The organism is Irregularibacter muris, assembly GCF_024622505.1.
GTDB lineage: Bacteria > Bacillota > Clostridia > Eubacteriales > Garciellaceae > Irregularibacter > Irregularibacter muris.
This window is the reverse complement of the sequence record NZ_JANKAS010000026.1, coordinates 1-17,205: the sequence shown is the minus strand read 5'-3', so window position 1 is coordinate 17,205 and position 17,205 is coordinate 1. Positions and strand designations below refer to the sequence as shown.

Sequence of the window (17,205 nt, the reverse complement as noted above, 5' to 3'; positions counted from 1 at the left end):
AGAATTAAAGAGAAACTTGGATGGCTAAGTCCAGTGCAATACAGACTTAGTCTTCAGGCTGCATAAAAATAGCGAGGCAGCCGAAACTGTCTCGCTAATAAAGTCTAACTTTAAGGGGTCACCTCATAATAAGATGTCTTTTTTTAAAAAAGCTATTGAATAATTATACTATTATATGTATAATTATTATTAAATTTACATTGAAAGGTGGAACAAGAACGTGAAAAAGGGAATGTTTACTTTACTTATTATTGTTTTGATGATTGCATTTGTAGGATGTAATAGCGCACAAGGGACAGAGGGTCAGGGAGAAGAATCACAACAATCTCAAGGGAAGGACACTTTAGTGGTAGGCACTAGTGCAGACTTTCCACCCTTTGAGAGTCATGAAGTAGTAGAGGGGAAGGATATGATTGTTGGTTTCGATATTGATTTGTTAAATGAGATCGCAAAGGAATTAGATGTGGATATTAAAATTGAGGATATAGATTTTAACGGATTAGTGGCAGCTGTTCAAACTGGAAAGATAGATATGGCTATATCAGGAATGACTCCCAAACCAGATAGATTAGAGAAAGTAGATTTCTCAGATTCTTATTTTAAAGCCTCCCAAGCTTTGTTGGTGAAAAAAGGGATAGCTAAGGATATTGATTCTATGGATCGATTAAAGGGAAAAATTGTAGCTTCCCAATTGGGTACAACTAGCGATGATGTCATTTCATCCTTTGAGGGTATTGAAGTAAAAAAATACAATCGGACCAATGATGCTGTGCTGGACTTAAATAATGGAAGAGTAGAGGCGGTCATCATAGAGGATACTATAGCCAAGGCTTATGTAGACAAAAATCCTGGTATAGAGGCAGTCATCCCTGAAGATCTTAATGAAGAGGAAGAACCCTTTGCCATAGCATTGCCCAAGGGAGAAAAGGAATTACTAGACAAAATAAATGGAGCTCTAAAGAATATAAAAGACTCAGGAAAATACGATGAATTAGTTGAAAAGTGGTTTGAATAAATCTCGAATAGAAGAGAAGAGGGATAGGTAAGATTTGAAACATACAAACCCTATCCCTTATCTTTCTTTTTCAGCAGTTTTGTAGAAAGGGTGAATGACATGGATTTTGGTTCAATGGCCAAGTATATACCATTGTTTGTAGAAGGATTAAAAGTAACCATTGAAATATCCTTTGTAGCAGTGATTATAGGGGTGATAATAGGCTTAGTTATAGCTCTATTCAAACTCTCTGGAATAAAGATACTTTCTTTTATTGCTACTTTATATATTCAAATCATTAGGGGAACCCCAGTAATTGTGCAATTATTTATTATCTTCTATGCTACCTATCCCTTATTCGGCTTTAACATTCCCCCCTATATCGCAGCTGTTATTACCTTTGGCTTCAATAGTGGGGCCTATGTAGCAGAAATTATTCGAGCAGGAATACAGGCTGTTGATTATGGACAAATGGAAGCGGGTAGATCTTTAGGTATGACCTATGGCAGGGTAATGAGACACATTATCATACCCCAAGGGATTAAAAATATATTACCGGCCCTAGGTAATGAATTTATTGTGTTATTAAAAGAGACCTCAGTGGTATCTATTATAGGTACAGCGGACTTAGTAAGACAAGCAGATATTATAAGGGCTGCCACTTATAGCAGCTTTGAACCTTATATCATCATTGCTATTATTTACTTAATCTTAGTATTGGGGCTTTCCAGTGTTATGGATAAAGTGGAAAGGAGGCTTAAGAAAAGTGATTACCGTTAAGAATTTATATAAAGAATTTGGAGATTTACAGGTGTTAAAGGGAATTAACCAAGAAGTAAAAAAAGGAGAAGTAGTGGTCGTGGTAGGACCCAGTGGTTCGGGAAAAAGTACCTTTTTAAGATGTATTAACTTATTAGAACAGCCTACCCAAGGAGAAATATGGATAGATGGACAAAATATTATGGACTCTAAGGTGAATATCAATGATATTCGGCAAAAAGTAGGCATGGTATTTCAACATTTTAATCTATTTCCCCATTTAACTATTTTAGACAATATATCTCTAGCTCCCATGAAGGTAAGAGGATTATCCAAGGAAGAATCCAGCCAATTGGCCTTAAATTTATTGGAAAAGGTAGGACTAAAAAATAAAGCCCAAAGCTATCCTGTTCAACTTTCAGGGGGCCAGAAGCAAAGAATAGCCATAGCTAGGGCCTTAGCCATGGAACCCGAAATCATGCTCTTTGATGAGCCCACATCGGCTTTGGATCCGGAAATGGTGAAGGAAGTACTGGGTGTAATGAAGGATCTAGCTCTAGAAGGCATGACCATGATGGTCGTGACCCATGAAATGGGTTTTGCTAAGGAAGTGGGAGATAGGATAATTTTTATGGATGAAGGATTGGTAGTGGAAGAAGGAATACCTGAACAAATGTTTAGTAATCCATCCCATCCGCGATTAAAGGAATTTTTAAGTAAAATATTATAGGCAGAGGGTAGAAGATTAAGAATAGAGAAAATCAGGATCTTTATATCTAGCCAAAAGAGGACAGCGCAGTGCGTTGTCCTCTTTTGGCGTTTATCAATTTTTAAGATTTCCTCTTCCTATTCTCTAATATTTATCCATCATGTATTTCTTTAAAGTTTCATAAATTATTGCTAAAATAATATACTAGAACCAAAATATGAAACTTTATTTCATAATAGCTTGTCTTCGTTGACACATAAATTCATGGTGATAAAATCAAATTAAGGAGTGGGAAAAGTGAAAAGTGCAATCGTCAGATTAAGAGAGTATTATAATCATGCAAGTGCTACTGAAAAGGATATTGTTAAATATATTCTTGAACATCCTAGAGAAACTACAGAAATGACCATTTATAAATTGGCAGAAGAAACCTTTTCATCTCCTGCATCCATTATTAGAATGTGTAAAAAAAATGGTTTTAGCGGTTTTAAAGATTTTACTAAAGCACTGATCTATGAATTGGCCATGAGAGATCACAATCAATCTGAAGAAAAAAGTGAAATTACAAAGTCGGATAGTATTTGGGATATTATTGAAAAGGTTACCTACAAAAACATTATTTCTCTGGAAGATACCAAAAACATCATTGATGTTGAAGTTTTAAGTAAAAGTATTGAGTTATTAAGCCAATGTGATAATATTTGTATTTTTGGCATAGGATCTTCCCTGATTGTAGCTAAGGATGCTCAGCAAAAATTTATGAGATTAAATCGATATTGCACAGTGAGTGAGGACTGGCACTTACAACTGCTGACCGCAAGAAATATGTCATCTAGGGATGTTGGTATCATTATATCTTATTCAGGACAAACATCAGAAATGATAGAATGTGCCAAAGCCATGAAGGAAAATGATGCGAAGATTATATCCATAACCCAATATGGAATTTCTCCTATAGTTGATCTATGTGATTACAATATTTTTGTAGCGGCCAATGAATCAACCTTTAGAAGTGGAGCCATGTCTTCTAGAATTTCCCAACTTAATGTAATCGATATCTTATACACGGGATATGCCAATACTCAATATGAACAATCTCTAGAATTAATCAAAAAAACTCACATCAGAAAGGAGGGGAATCAGTGATAGATTTAAAGAAAATGTCTACAGAGCAAATGAATGATAAAACCCGAGATTTAGATATTTTATCTCTACAGGATGCTCTACAAATAATGAATGAAGAAGATGCCAAGGTTGCTCTAGCCGTAAGAAAAGAAATTCCCCAAATTCAAAAAGCTGTGGAGGCTGTAGTAGAGGCCTTTAACCAAGGAGGTCGATTGATTTACATGGGGGCAGGTACCAGTGGGCGTTTAGGAGTATTAGATGCTGTAGAGTGTCCACCTACCTTTGGAACACCTCCTGAAATGGTTGTAGGTTTAATCGCAGGGGGAGAAGGAGCTTTTATAAAGGCAGTAGAAGGTGCAGAGGATAGTATTACAATGGGTGTAGAAGATTTAAAAGAGCTTGGATTAACAGCCCATGATGTAGTGATAGGCATTGCTGCCAGCGGGAGAACCCCTTACGTCATAGAGGCTCTTCACTATGCAAAACAAATAGGCTGTAAGACAGCGGGTATAGCTTGTAATAAAGATTCTGAAATAGGAGCTGCAGCGGATATAGCGATAGAAGTGGTAGTAGGGCCTGAGGTATTAACAGGATCAACAAGATTAAAGGCAGGTACTGCCCAAAAAATGGTATTAAATATGATTTCTACCATGTCTATGGTGGGCATTGGTAAGGTATATAAAAATCTTATGGTAGATGTACAAAGAACCAATAAAAAATTGGAAGTTAGGGCAGAAAATATTATTATGTCGGCTACGGAGGTAGATAGAGAAACAGCCAATAAAGTTTTAAAGGAAGCAGATGGCAGCGTAAAGTTAGCTATAACCATGATTTTATTAAATTGTAATGCCGAGGAAGCTAAAAAGAAATTAATTTTGGCCAATGGCCATGTTAGAAAAACCCTATAATTTATAAGAAAGAGGTGTATTATATGGCAACTAACCAAGAGTTAGCGAGAAAGATTCTCCAATTGGTTGGAGGTAAAGACAACATCCATTCAGCCACCAACTGCATGACTAGGTTACGTTTGAGGATTAAAGACACTTCGAAGGTAAAAATGAAAGAACTAAAGGAAACCGAAGGGGTATTGGGAATTGTAGAATCAGACACCTTGCAGGTAGTGGTAGGACCTGGAAAAGCAAAAAAATTAGCGGATATTTTTGTAGAAGAACTTGGCATTACCCAAGACTCAGCGGTTAGCGATGATTGGCAAGGCAATAAACAGGCTATAAAATCAAAACAAAAGAAGGGTCCCTTAAAGGCTGGACTAGAGACCATAGCAGGAATTTTTATTCCCCTTATACCAGCAATTATAGCAGCAGGTATTTTTAATGGTTTTGCATCTCTTATCAGTACATTACAAGGCAACGGCAATTTACCAGTCACAGGTACCTGGAACTTTATTCAATTAATGTTCTCTTTAATAGGGGCTAGTTTCTTAGGTTATTTTGCTATATATACAGGGGTTAATGCTGCAAAACGTTTTGGTGCAACTGAAGCTCTAGGAGGAATGATTGGAGCTATATCCATTGGAGCACAAATTAATGAAATTTCAGAACTGTTTGGATTGTTTAATGCAGAAGTTCCCTTAAATTCTATCCTGACTACAGGAAAAGGCGGTATTATTGGTGTTATTTTAGGAGTATATTTATTATCTAAAATTGAAAAAGTAGTGAGGAAGTCTGTACCTGACGTATTAGATCTAATCGTCACACCGGTAGTTACTTTACTAATCACAGGGCTAGCTTTAGTATTAGTCATTATGCCCGTCTCTGGATTTCTTTCCGATGGTTTAGTTAGTGTATTAAGTGTTATTATTAATTCTGATAATACTATAGTAAGTGTAATATCTGGATACGTATTATCGGCATTGTTCTTGCCAATGGTTTTATTAGGTCTACATCATGGATTGATTCCCATTTATGCCATTCAACTAGAATCCATGGGTGGAGTATCCCTTTTTCCAGTTCTTGCTATGGCAGGGGCTGGTCAAGTTGGGGCAGCAATAGCCATTTATCTAAAAGCTAAAAGGGTAAAAAATCAAAGAATGCAATCTGTTATTACTGGTGCTCTACCAGCAGGAATCTTAGGAATAGGGGAGCCTTTGATCTATGGGGTCACTTTGCCCCTAGGAAAACCATTTATTACCGCAGGTTTAGGGGCAGGATTCGGTGGGGCTTATGTTATGGCCACCAAGGTTATGGCAACGGCTTGGGGACCATCAGGTCTGGTCGCGCTACCCCTTATGCAGCCAGGGACAATGCTAAATTACTTCCTAGGAATTATCATTGCCTATGTAGGTGGATTTATTATGACCAATCTCTTCATCAAGAGCTCGGATATAGCCAATGTTTAAACAATTAGGTCTATCTATTTATTTATTTTCCTTTGAAGCTCAAAGGGAAATGCTAGAAAGATTTAAGGGAAGTGGATGCTATGTATTCACTTCCTTCCATATGCAGGAAGAATTTAGTAAAATGAAAGATTATTGCACCAAGGCCAAAGAAATGTGTATATGGTTAAAGAAAAGGGAATTTAAAATCATAGGAGATGTATCATCTAAAACCCTTGAATTTTTTCAATATGATTCCATTGTGCAATTTGCCAGAGATTTCAATTTGGATATATTACGTCTAGATTATGGTTTCAGCCAAGAGGAAATGTTGGCTATTGCTAAAGAATATCCTATATCCTTTAACCCATCAACAGAGGATGAGGTTATAGCAAGAAAAGTTTTAGATACAGGAACAGAAGTTTTTGCTCTACACAACTTCTATCCAAGGTCAGAAACAGGTCTTGATGGGGAAACCTTCCATCAAATCAATAAGAGTCTTAAGGACTTGGGTATAAAAATCTTAGCCTTCATTCCAGGGGATGAAATAAAACGTACCCCCATATATGAGGGACTACCTACCTTAGAAAAACATCGAAATATTCCACCTTATGTAGCCTTTTTAGATTTAGTAACTAATTATGATGTGGACAGTATCTTTGTGGGGGATATAAAAATATCTAAAGCCCAAAGTCACCTGATTGATACCTATCTAAAGGATAGAATAATCAGTATTCCTGTAGAATTTTCATCAGCATATCAATATTTATATGACCAGGTATTTACCATTCGAGTAGATTCTCCCCAATGGATAATGCGCTTGCAGGAATCGCGGGAATACTCCTGTGATGGAGAAAAACAACAACCCTATAATTGTATATTTCGTGAAAAAGGTGCAATTACCATGGATAATGTAGGTTATAAAAGATATAGTGGGGAAATTCAAATATTAAGACAAAGCTTTCCACAGGATTCCAGAGTAAATGTAATCGGGAGAATAGACAACGATTATCTTGATATCATGCAATGCGTAAAAAACAGAGAAAAAATAAGATTTATAAAGATATAAACTTAAAAAATTAGCTGAGGAATAAACTTCCCCGGCTAATTTTTGTTTTTTGCTTCATACTATCCTTCTAATCTTTCCTAGCATTTTATTTGTACTTTTTTCTTTCAATTTTATATTCCCATTAAAATGAACTTTAAAATTCCCTTTCGTTATAATAAGATAGATAGGGTATTTAAATCATAGAACTAGAAAGGATGAGATCCATTGAAATGGATTAAAGAATTTGGCATAATCATTGTCATACAATACCTAGCAGAAATATTGGTAAAATCATTATCTATTCCCTTTCCAGGGAGTGTTTTGGGAATGGGAATTTTATTGATATTACTATTAACCAAAGTAATCAAAATAAATCAAGTGGAGAATGTGGGAGATTTTTTACAGAGTATATTAATTATTCTATACGTTCCAGCGGGAGTAGGAATCGTACAATATCTTGATAAGATCCTTCCTATATTTTTACCCATACTAATTACTATAATTATAAGTACCATGATCACTATGATAGTCACAGGTCACATCGTACAATTTTTAATCAATTTTACAAGGAGAAAAGAAAATGCTTAATATCTTACAAAGCAGCCCCGTTTTTGGTTTAGTCATTACATTAGTTGTTTTTGGATTATCCTATAAGCTATATGATAAATATAAAATGACCATGCTCCATCCTACCGTGATAACACTAACGGTTTTAATTTTATTATTAATGTATTCCGGTATAGATTATAAAGATTATTATGAAAATGGTGGAAATATCATTCACTTCCTTTTAGCACCAGCTACCATAGTTTTAGCCTTGCCTCTATTTCGTCAATGGGAAATATTAAAAATAAATTTTTTTCCTATAGTGGTGGGTATAATGGCAGGAAGCGTTACTGGAGCCCTTAGTGTATTTTTTTTAGGGAAAATATTTGGACTAGATAAAATCATAAATATATCCCTTTTATCAAAATCAGTGACAACCCCTATTGCTGTAGAGATTACCGAGTCTATAGGAGGAATAGCTTCCATAACCATTTTAGGTGTAATGGTAGCAGGCTCTGTGGGGGCCATACTTGGACCTAAACTATTAAAGTTTTTTCGTGTGAAAAATGATATTGCCGCAGGCGTGGCTATGGGCACAGCATCCCACGGTTTTGGCACTGCCCGGGCTTTAGAAGAAGGGGAAGTACAAGGGGCAATGGCCGGTCTTGCCATTGGCTTAATGGGACTTTTTACTGCAATCGCTGTCCCTCTGATCCTAGGAATAGTAATGAAGTAAAGGGAAAAGAAAGGAGATAGGGCATGAACGATCAGGAAACATTAGATTTCATCCATGGAGCAGGAAAATTTAGTTCAAGAGCAGGTCTAGAAAATATGAAGATCTTAATGGAATTATTGGATAATCCCCAGGAAAATCTAAAAATTATTCACATAGCAGGTACCAATGGGAAAGGCTCAATAAGCAGCATGATACACAGTGTATTAAAAGAACAGGGATATAAAGTAGGGCTTTTTATCTCCCCCTACCTAGAGGAGTTTACCGAAAGAATTCAAATCAATGGGAAACACATCCCTAGACAGGATTTAGCAGATATTGCGTACAGAGTCCAGCAAAAGGTGGAAAAAATGGTTTCTATGGGCCTTCAACATCCCATAGAATTTGAAATAGTCACGGCTATAGGACTAATTTACTTTGCTCAGCAACAAGTAGATTTTGTAGTATTGGAAGTAGGCTTAGGGGGGAGATTAGATGCTACCAATATTATTTCTGCCTCAGAGGTATCTATTATTACCGCCATAGGAGTAGATCATAGGGCCCAGCTGGGCAACACCTTAAAGGAAATAGCCGGGGAAAAGGCAGGGATCATTAAAAAAAATGGATGGGTAGTGACCTCCCCTCAAAGGCCAGAGGTAGCCAAAGTCATTAGAGAAAAAGCCAGTGAAGAATCAGCAGACCTATTGTCAGTAGAAAAAAATGCAATTGAAATATTGGAAAGTTCTCTTCAGGGGCAGATATTTTCTTACCAAGGTCTCCGCTTACATTTACCTAGAATAGAAATATCCCTATTGGGTCAACATCAAATCTACAATGCTGCTACAGCCCTAATGGCAATAGAAGTACTTATAGAAAAAGGGTATCTCCTTTCCAATGAATCTGTATTACAGGGACTAAAAAAGGCACGGTGGCCTGGTAGATTTGAAGTCATATCCAAAGAGCCCTATATTATACTGGATGGTGCCCATAATGTTGATGGAGCTAAAGCTTTTGCAAAGGCAATGAAGAACTATTTTCCCCACAGAAAAATAACTTTAATGATTGGCATACTAAAGGATAAGGAAATAGAGAAAATCCTAAGGGAAATTCTACCTTTAGGGGATAAAATTATCGCTATACCCATTGACAACCCTAGGGCAATATCTCCAGAAGAATTAGAAGGCATAGTGAAAAAAATAAAATCGAAAATAAAGTGTTCTTCCATGGATAGCATTGCTCAAGCCATACAATGGGCCAAGGAAAGGCCCTCACAGGAAGTCATTGCATTTACTGGGTCTTTGTATATGCTGGGAGAAGTGCATAAGATGATGTAAAACCAGAAATGAATTGTGCAAATTTTCGTAGCCAGAATGAAAGGAACTTGTGGTTTTTATTCAGAGTTCAAATTGCTTGTCTACAGTAACCATTCCCCATAACCTACATATGATAAATTAGGCCTTAAATATTTATGGTTTTTCTTGGGGGGGTGGGAAATTGAACAAAAACACTAAATATATTTATACAGCCAATACAGGGGAGGATACCATATCCATAGTAGATTATAATAAAAGATGTGAAATAGGCAAAATGGATTTGCAATCTATGGCAAAAATAAATGGACAGCATATTTCCTCCAAGCCAGTCATAGGACCCTATAGCCTAATGATGAATCCCAAAGGAGATACTTTATACTCAATTAATTGTTATGACAACAGCATGTATATTATAGATAGGGAGACCAATACCTTAGAGGAACGAGTCCAAGTAGGCAGCTATCCCTGTGAAATTGATATTGATTGGCACGAACATACTGCTTATGTAACCAACGGAGATTCTAACACCCTTTCGGTAGTGGACCTAGGCAAAAACCGCTTGGTAGGACAAATACCCATTGGGGAATTACCCCAGGGCTTAAAGATAGGAAGAAAAAGAAAAGAAGTTTATGTAGCCAACATGTGGGAAGACAAAATTGCTGTAATAGACTGTATGAAAAATATACTTATTGATTGGATAGCGGTGGAGAGCTGCCCTTCCTATGTCCTCTTACCCCAGGATGAAAAAACCTTATTCGTCAGCAATAGCCGTATGGGCTCTGAAGGAGGAGGAGTTATCTCGATATTGGATTTAGATAGCAAACAAACCCTAAAAAGAATTCCGGTGGGCAATATACCTAGACAAATGATTTTATCATCAGGGGAAGAATTTTTATACGTAGTCAATAGTACTGGGAATTCCTTATCTGTTATTTCCTTAGAGAAGGGGCAGGAAATAAAAAGAATAGACATAGGGAATATGCCTCGGGGCATTGCTATGGACAAAGAAAACCAAACTCTTTTTACAACGAATATAGGCGACAACACGATGTCTATTATCTCATTGCAGGATTATACTTTAATAGACAATATTAAAATTGGAAAATCTCCCAATGGCATTGTCTTATTGGAATAAAAATCTTAAAAGAGGTTTACATTTGGAGAGTTAGGTGATAGAATATCATAAAATAATAAAGACTCTATGTTTTTTAAAAATAGAGGGGAGTAACTCGTCCAAAGGATTTAACTAGTCGTCATCTCAGTGGAAACACTCGGTTAGTTAACAGGGCTTTCTTGGAGTAAGACCTTTATTTCGCACTTGTATTAGGTGTGGAATGAGGTTTTTTTTATTTTCTTATATCACAATCACAAGAACAGCCATAGCTGCTTTCTTGTCAACTAGTGGAGATGTAGTTGCTTGCATGGACAGAGCATCTAAAGGATATCCTATGGAAAAGGGTAAACCTTAGTAAAAAGAGGAGGGTATAGTATTGGAGCAGCAAAATTTTTACCAATGGGATAGGGAACAAACGGTAAAACATTTCAAAGTAGATGTACAGAGTGGTTTAAGTAAAGAAGAGGTAATAAAAAGACAAGAGAAATATGGGTTAAATGAATTAGAAGAACAAAAGGGTAAATCTATCTTCTCTATGATTTTTGACCAATTTAAAGATTTTTTAATTTTAGTATTATTAGCAGCAGCTTTAGTTTCAGGGGCAATAGGGGAAACAAAGGACGCCATACTAATTATTGCCATAGTTATTGTCAACGCCATTATGGGCGTGGTGCAAGAAAATAAGGCAGAGCAATCTTTAGCTGCTCTAAAAAAACTTTCTACCCCCTCAGCTAAGGTTATTAGGGAAGGGGTGACTCAGCAAATACCTGCTAAAGAATTAGTACCAGGAGATATTGTTCTTTTAGATGCGGGAGATTATATTCCTGCCGATGGGAGACTCATCGAGACAGCTTCACTAAAGATTCAAGAATCTGCACTGACAGGGGAATCTGTACCCGTTGATAAACATAGCCAGGAAATTGATTTGGAAGAGGTCCCCTTAGGAGATAGAAAAAATCTCATGTATATGAGTAGCGTTGTTACCTACGGCAGGGGTAAAGCAGTGGTAACAAAAACAGGAATGGATACAGAAATAGGGAAAATTGCCCATATGATCCAACAATCCGAAGCTATCCAAACTCCTCTACAAAAAAGACTAGAGGAACTAGGAAAATTATTAGGAATTGCTGCACTGGCCGTTTGTGCTATCATGTTTTTAGTGGGAGTATTACAAGGAAGAGATGTCTTTGGTATGTTTATGACTGCTGTAAGTTTAGCTGTTGCAGCTATACCTGAAGGGTTGCCTGCCATTGTCACCGTGGTGCTTGCCTTAGGTGTACAGCGAATGATACGCAGTAATGCTATTATTCGTAAATTGCCTGCTGTGGAAACTTTGGGAAGTGCATCAGTTATTTGTTCAGATAAAACTGGAACCCTAACTCAAAATAAAATGACCATACAGCAAATCTATGTTGATGATGAAATGGTAGATATAAAAAATTTAGAATTCCCTTCCTTAAGCCCCGGACAGGAAAGAATATTAGAAACAGGATTATTATGTAATGATGCAGAAATACAAATCCTAGAGGGAGAAGAAAAATCCATAGGAGACCCTACAGAGGTGGCCTTTGTAAGATTAGCCCACAATATAGGCATGACAAAGAAGGATAAGCAAATACAGCACCCTAGGGTAGCAGAGGTACCCTTTGACTCTGATCGAAAACTCATGACCACGGTAAATAAAAAGGAAGAGGGGGAATATTTGGTCTTTACCAAAGGTGCTCCCGATGTTTTACTAGATATCTGTACCAAAATTTATGTTCATGGAGAAGTTAGAACTCTAGAAGAACAGGATAAAGAAAAAATTCAACAGGCAAACTATCAATTATCTTCTCAAGCCTATCGGGTTTTAGGTTTAGCCTTTAAGGAAATAGATGCTATTCCCCAAGAAATATCCAGCAGTACAATGGAAAATCAACTGATCTTCATTGGACTCATGGGTATGATTGACCCACCAAGGGAAGAGGTAAAAGACTCAGTAGCCCTTTGTCGCCAAGCAGGGATAAAACCTGTGATGATTACAGGGGATCATAAGGATACTGCGGTGGCCATTGCTAAAGAATTGGGGATTATACAAGAAGCCTCCGAGGCTGTATCGGGTAGCGAATTAGAAAAAATGAGTGATCAAGAACTAGAAAACAAAGTACAGGATTTAAGCGTATATGCTAGGGTGTCCCCAGAGCATAAGGTGCGTATTGTATCTGCATGGCAAAAAGAGGGAAAAATTGTTGCCATGACAGGGGATGGAGTAAATGATGCCCCTGCCCTTAAAAAGGCTGATATAGGCTGTGCCATGGGGATCACTGGTACTGATGTGGCTAAAGAAGCAGCAGAGATGGTGCTGACCGATGATAACTTTGCAACCATTGTTTCGGCTATTGAAGAAGGACGGGGGATATATGCCAATATCAGAAAGTCCATTCATTTTCTATTATCCTGTAATATAGGAGAGATTATTGCACTATTTATCGCTACCTTACTCAATTGGACCCAGCCTTTACTGCCCATTCATATATTGTGGGTAAATCTTGTAACAGATAGTTTGCCTGCTCTAGCATTAGGTGTAGATCCTAAGGAAAAAGATATTATGAAGCAAAAGCCCAGAGATCCTAAAGCCAGTATTTTTGCAGAGGGCTTAGGCTTTAGAATTATCTATCAAGGAATAGTTATTGGGGCCATCACCCTATTTGCTTTTAAATACGACCTAGCTCATTATGGAACAGAGGTAGCAAGGACCATGGCCTTTGCTGTATTAGGATTATCCCAACTTACCCACGCTATTAATGTACGGTCAGAGAGACATTCTGTATTTAAGGAAGGAATATTTAGAAACAAATATTTGATTTTAGCAGGATTAGTATCAGCCTTGTTACAAGTTGCGGTTATTTTTGTACCTTTCCTACAAGACATCTTTAGTGTAGTAGCTTTAAATACCCAACAATGGTTGATTGTCCTTGGTCTTGCCTTACTTCCTTTAGTTATTGTAGAGATAGTAAAACTAATTTTTCGTCTTTCTGGGCGGGAAAGTTATCAGTAAAAAAAATAAACCCTGATCATCAGGGTTTATTTTTTACTTAGAATAATCTTTAATCAAGGATTGGATAATAGGACCGTAGATCTTTTCCCCATGTCTTTTCCAATTGTTCACAATATCTTTAGCTTGTTGATTAGAAGCAACACTAATGGACAGATCCATTAAAACACTTTCATTTTCTAAAATTTTTAATTGTACCCAAAACTCTTCATCACCTTTTTTTGTATAAGAGGCAATAAGACGACTTTCATTAAGAACAGAATTACGATGTTCTGATATGTATTGATTGACTTCCTTGCACCAATTCTCAGGAAGACGTTTGAAAAATAATTCTAGAATTTCTTTACCCTGTTTTGTCAAACTATAGTAGGATTTGCCTTGAGAATGATTTTTACTTACCAGTTTACTTTGAAACAAATCATCAATATATTGTTGCAATGCAAAGTAATTAATGGAAGAATTTTCTAATACAATTTGGTTAATTTGGCCACTGGATAAAGGTAACTTCATTTGATCTAATACATAGAGTACCAATAATTTATTTTCAGCTAAATTGTCGGAGTCAAATATCACAAAAATACCTTCCTCTCGTTTTATATAATGAAATGGTTTATATAGATTATATCAAATAAATATAATATATAAAAGGAAAAGCCGTGGAAAGAAAACATAATTCCTTAGACAATAAATTTCAAATTTTACCTTTTTTCATCTACTTTTTTAAATATATCCCTTAGATTTTTTGTAAAATAGAGAATGCCCAGATAGATTATTACCATGAATATTAGAGATAGCAATACCGAAAGAGATTTATTCAAATAACTTTCTAGCAATTGTCCAGAGAAAATTGCAAAAATTAGAGAACATAGAGTTGCAAAGGTGGGTGTAATGACCCATTTAGAAAATTTAAACTTTGTTTTTGTATAGTAAAGAACATAGGAAAAATTAAGGAATGAAATAATAAAGAATGATATAATAGTAGATAAAATATATCCTGTAATCTGATAGTCGGGCTGAGCTACCAAAATATAGGTTAAAACCAATTGTAAAAACATTCCTCCTACATAGAAGATAGTAGATATAAATTCTTTGCCCATACCTTGCATAATAGAGCTGGTAATCTGGTATAAACATAAAAATAATACAACAATAGAAAGCTGGGCTAAATATATTCCTGACCCTTCATCATAGAGTAAAAGAAATATTTCATCGGAAAACACTAAAAACATTCCACATACAGGTATGGCCACCACAAAGGCAATGTGAAGGGCCTTATCAATATAATAGTGAAGCAAAGACCCATTGGACTTTTCCATGGATTCAGATATTCTAGGGACAAGATTCATCACTAAGGCAGAAGTAAAAGTAAAGGGTAAAAACAATAAAGGCATAGCCATACCATTGACTTTCCCAAAATAAGAAAGAGCAGTAGACTTATCCAAACCAGATATCATTAGCCTTATGGGAATGATAATAGATGTTATTACCCTTAATATGGAATTTACTATTCTCGAAACAGTAATAGGAATAGCAATGGTAAAAAAACTTCCCAAGGTTTTCCTAAAGGATAACTTGCTGGTTTTAGAAGCTGGTGGCCCATTGGTTTTGGTTTTATTAAATAGAAAAGCAAGCAAAGACATTCCCATCATTTCTCCTATCACAGTACCAGTCATGGAAACAGAGACAGCCATAATAGGATTGATAGGATATAGAAGCTTTAAAAGAGCAAAAACAATGGACATTCTTATAAATTGTTCTGTTAATTGGCTAAGGGCAGGAGGGATAACATTTTTTGTTCCATAGAAATACCCTCTAAACACAGCCGCTAAAGAGGCAAATAATATGGTAGGACCAAAGATATACAATGGAGTGGACAGACGACTATCTCCTAATATGTTTTTGGATATCAATGGCGTCAAAACAACCAAACCTATCCAAAACAATAGAGAAATCCCTATCATAACAAAGAGAATATATTCCACGGCCTTAAAACCATCGGATTCTCTTTCTCTAGCTACAGCTTGAGAGGTCAGTCTGATGACGGCAACAGGAACACCAGAGCCCACCAAAGTAAATATCAACATAATAATAGGATTGACCAATTCAAATAATCCTAAACCCTCGGCACCAATCAATCTTACTAGAATAATGCGGTATAAAAATCCCAAAATTCGCACCAAAACATTTACAATAGTAAGTAAAAGAGTAGAAAGTATGAAACCTTGATTTTTCATTGAAAACACCCCATAACATAGTGATAAAGGATATTCAAAAGGGGGTGAAAATATACATAAAATAAAGATATTCACGAGAGTATACTAAAAAGTAAGGGAGAAGAAGAATGTTATATGTAAGAAATGATTCTAATAATGCTTATTTTAATATTGCCTTAGAGGAATTTATCCTAAAAAAGAGCCTCAAAACCGGTGAAACCTATGTCATACTTTATATTAATGATCCAGCCATTATTATCGGAAAACATCAAAATACTATGGAAGAAGTCAATAGAGAATATGTAAAAGAAAATAATATTTATGTAGTCAGAAGAATGTCTGGAGGGGGAGCTGTCTACCACGATGAAGGAAATTTAAACTTTAGCTATATTCTCAAAGCAGGGAAAGAAGAGGTAAATAATTTCCAAAAATTTACTCAGCCAGTAATCAAGGCCTTAGATAAAATGGGTATACAAGCCAAATTGTCAGGAAGAAATGATCTGACCATTGATGGAAAGAAATTTTCTGGCAATGCCCAATACTATCAAAAAAACCGACTTCTTCATCATGGAACCCTATTATTTAATTCCCAAATGTCAAATTTAGCAAATTCCTTAAATGTAAAAGCTGAAAAAATACAATCAAAGGGGATTAAATCTGTAAGAAGTAGAGTAACCAATATTATTGATTATCTTGAAGAAAAAAGAAGTATTGAAGAATTTAAAGAATTATTAATTAAGTATTTATTTGAAGATGAGGAAGTACAAGAATATCATTTAACCGAGGAAGATTTAGCTGCAGTAGAACAATTAGTAAAAGAGAAGTATAGCACTTGGCAATGGAATTGGGGAGAATCCCCTGCTTTTGATTTAGAAAGATCCAAACGATTCCCCATAGGACTCATCGATGTCAGATTAAATGTAAAGGAAGGCTATATTACTCACTGTAAAATATTTGGAGATTTCTTTGGCAGTGGCAATGTAGAAGACATTGAAAATATACTTACAGGAACTAAATACAAAGAAGAAGATATTACAGAAGCTCTAAAGAAAATCCCTATAGAACAGTATTTTGGGAAAATTACCCTAGAGGAATTCTTGACCTGTATCCTTTAACCAGTATGAGTGTAAGAAAATAAAAGATAATTAATTCTTTTAAATATAAAGCACCTATTATTAGTTTTTGTACCGACCCCCAAAAGTTAGACCAAAAATCTAACGATTGGAGGTCGGTATTTTTATGGCTGTATACAGTTATGAGTTTAAAAAGAAAGTTGTAGATGCATATTTACGTGGCGAAGGAGGTT

The 17,205-nt window shown here is 36.0% G+C and carries 15 protein-coding genes; 13 read left to right on the top strand and 2 right to left on the bottom strand.

The features are described 5' to 3' along the window. The first annotated feature begins 220 nt into the window (after nt 1–220). From NSA47_RS15190 to NSA47_RS15135, 12 genes are all read left to right on the top strand, one after another. Complete coding sequence (locus NSA47_RS15190) at nt 221–1,015, top strand: basic amino acid ABC transporter substrate-binding protein (protein WP_257533531.1); 795 nt, start codon at nt 221–223, stop codon at nt 1,013–1,015. Nucleotides 1,016–1,129: 114 nt separating this feature from the next. Then, the gene (locus NSA47_RS15185; RefSeq protein ID WP_373370340.1) at nt 1,130–1,774 is read left to right on the top strand and encodes an amino acid ABC transporter permease; all 645 of its coding nucleotides are present in this window, start codon (nt 1,130–1,132) and stop codon (nt 1,772–1,774) included. Beyond that, the gene (locus NSA47_RS15180) at nt 1,761–2,483 is read left to right on the top strand and encodes an amino acid ABC transporter ATP-binding protein (RefSeq protein ID WP_257533528.1); all 723 of its coding nucleotides are present in this window, start codon (nt 1,761–1,763) and stop codon (nt 2,481–2,483) included. The genes NSA47_RS15185 and NSA47_RS15180 overlap by 14 nt, the downstream gene beginning before the upstream one ends. Nucleotides 2,484–2,759: 276 nt before the next feature. Continuing rightward, entirely contained in the window at nt 2,760–3,608 is an 849-nt protein-coding gene (locus tag NSA47_RS15175; protein WP_257533526.1) for a MurR/RpiR family transcriptional regulator, read from the top strand. Further along, complete coding sequence (gene murQ / locus NSA47_RS15170; protein ID WP_257533524.1) at nt 3,605–4,495, top strand: N-acetylmuramic acid 6-phosphate etherase; 891 nt, start codon at nt 3,605–3,607, stop codon at nt 4,493–4,495. Before NSA47_RS15175 ends, murQ begins: the two co-directional genes overlap by 4 nt. 23 nt (nt 4,496–4,518) lie before the next feature. Further along, complete coding sequence (locus NSA47_RS15165; protein WP_257533522.1) at nt 4,519–5,943, top strand: PTS transporter subunit EIIC; 1,425 nt, start codon at nt 4,519–4,521, stop codon at nt 5,941–5,943. Continuing rightward, nucleotides 5,936–6,988, top strand: coding sequence for a MupG family TIM beta-alpha barrel fold protein (locus tag NSA47_RS15160; protein WP_257533520.1), 1,053 nt, complete (start codon nt 5,936–5,938; stop codon nt 6,986–6,988). The genes NSA47_RS15165 and NSA47_RS15160 overlap by 8 nt, the downstream gene beginning before the upstream one ends. Nucleotides 6,989–7,192: 204 nt before the next feature. After that, a complete protein-coding gene (locus NSA47_RS15155; protein ID WP_257533518.1) occupies nt 7,193–7,555 on the top strand; it encodes a CidA/LrgA family protein in 363 nt (120 codons plus the stop codon). Continuing rightward, nucleotides 7,548–8,249 carry an LrgB family protein gene (locus NSA47_RS15150; RefSeq protein WP_257533516.1) on the top strand — a complete coding sequence of 234 codons (702 nt, stop codon included), beginning with the start codon at nt 7,548–7,550 and terminating at the stop codon, nt 8,247–8,249. The genes NSA47_RS15155 and NSA47_RS15150 overlap by 8 nt, the downstream gene beginning before the upstream one ends. A 23-nt stretch (nt 8,250–8,272) precedes the next feature. Continuing rightward, a complete protein-coding gene (locus NSA47_RS15145; RefSeq protein WP_257533514.1) occupies nt 8,273–9,559 on the top strand; it encodes a bifunctional folylpolyglutamate synthase/dihydrofolate synthase in 1,287 nt (428 codons plus the stop codon). Between the two features lie 160 nt (nt 9,560–9,719). Then, complete coding sequence (locus NSA47_RS15140) at nt 9,720–10,673, top strand: YncE family protein (protein ID WP_257533512.1); 954 nt, start codon at nt 9,720–9,722, stop codon at nt 10,671–10,673. A 355-nt stretch (nt 10,674–11,028) separates the two neighbouring features. Next, nucleotides 11,029–13,689 (top strand): calcium-transporting P-type ATPase, PMR1-type, encoded by a 2,661-nt coding sequence (locus NSA47_RS15135; RefSeq protein WP_257533510.1) that lies wholly within the window; start codon nt 11,029–11,031, stop codon nt 13,687–13,689. Nucleotides 13,690–13,722: 33 nt separating this feature from the next. On the opposite strand, the gene NSA47_RS15130 is transcribed toward NSA47_RS15135, so the two are convergent. Beyond that, a complete protein-coding gene (locus tag NSA47_RS15130) occupies nt 13,723–14,259 on the bottom strand; it encodes a DUF4364 family protein (protein ID WP_257533508.1) in 537 nt (178 codons plus the stop codon). A 125-nt stretch (nt 14,260–14,384) separates the two neighbouring features. Continuing rightward, nucleotides 14,385–15,920: a putative polysaccharide biosynthesis protein gene (locus tag NSA47_RS15125; protein ID WP_257533506.1), complete on the bottom strand. Its 1,536-nt coding sequence runs from the start codon at nt 15,918–15,920 to the stop codon at nt 14,385–14,387. Nucleotides 15,921–16,027: 107 nt separating this feature from the next. On the opposite strand from NSA47_RS15125, the gene lplA reads away from it, so the two are divergent. Then, a complete protein-coding gene (lplA, locus tag NSA47_RS15120; RefSeq protein WP_257533504.1) occupies nt 16,028–17,014 on the top strand; it encodes a lipoate--protein ligase in 987 nt (328 codons plus the stop codon). Nucleotides 17,015–17,205: the final 191 nt, after the last annotated feature.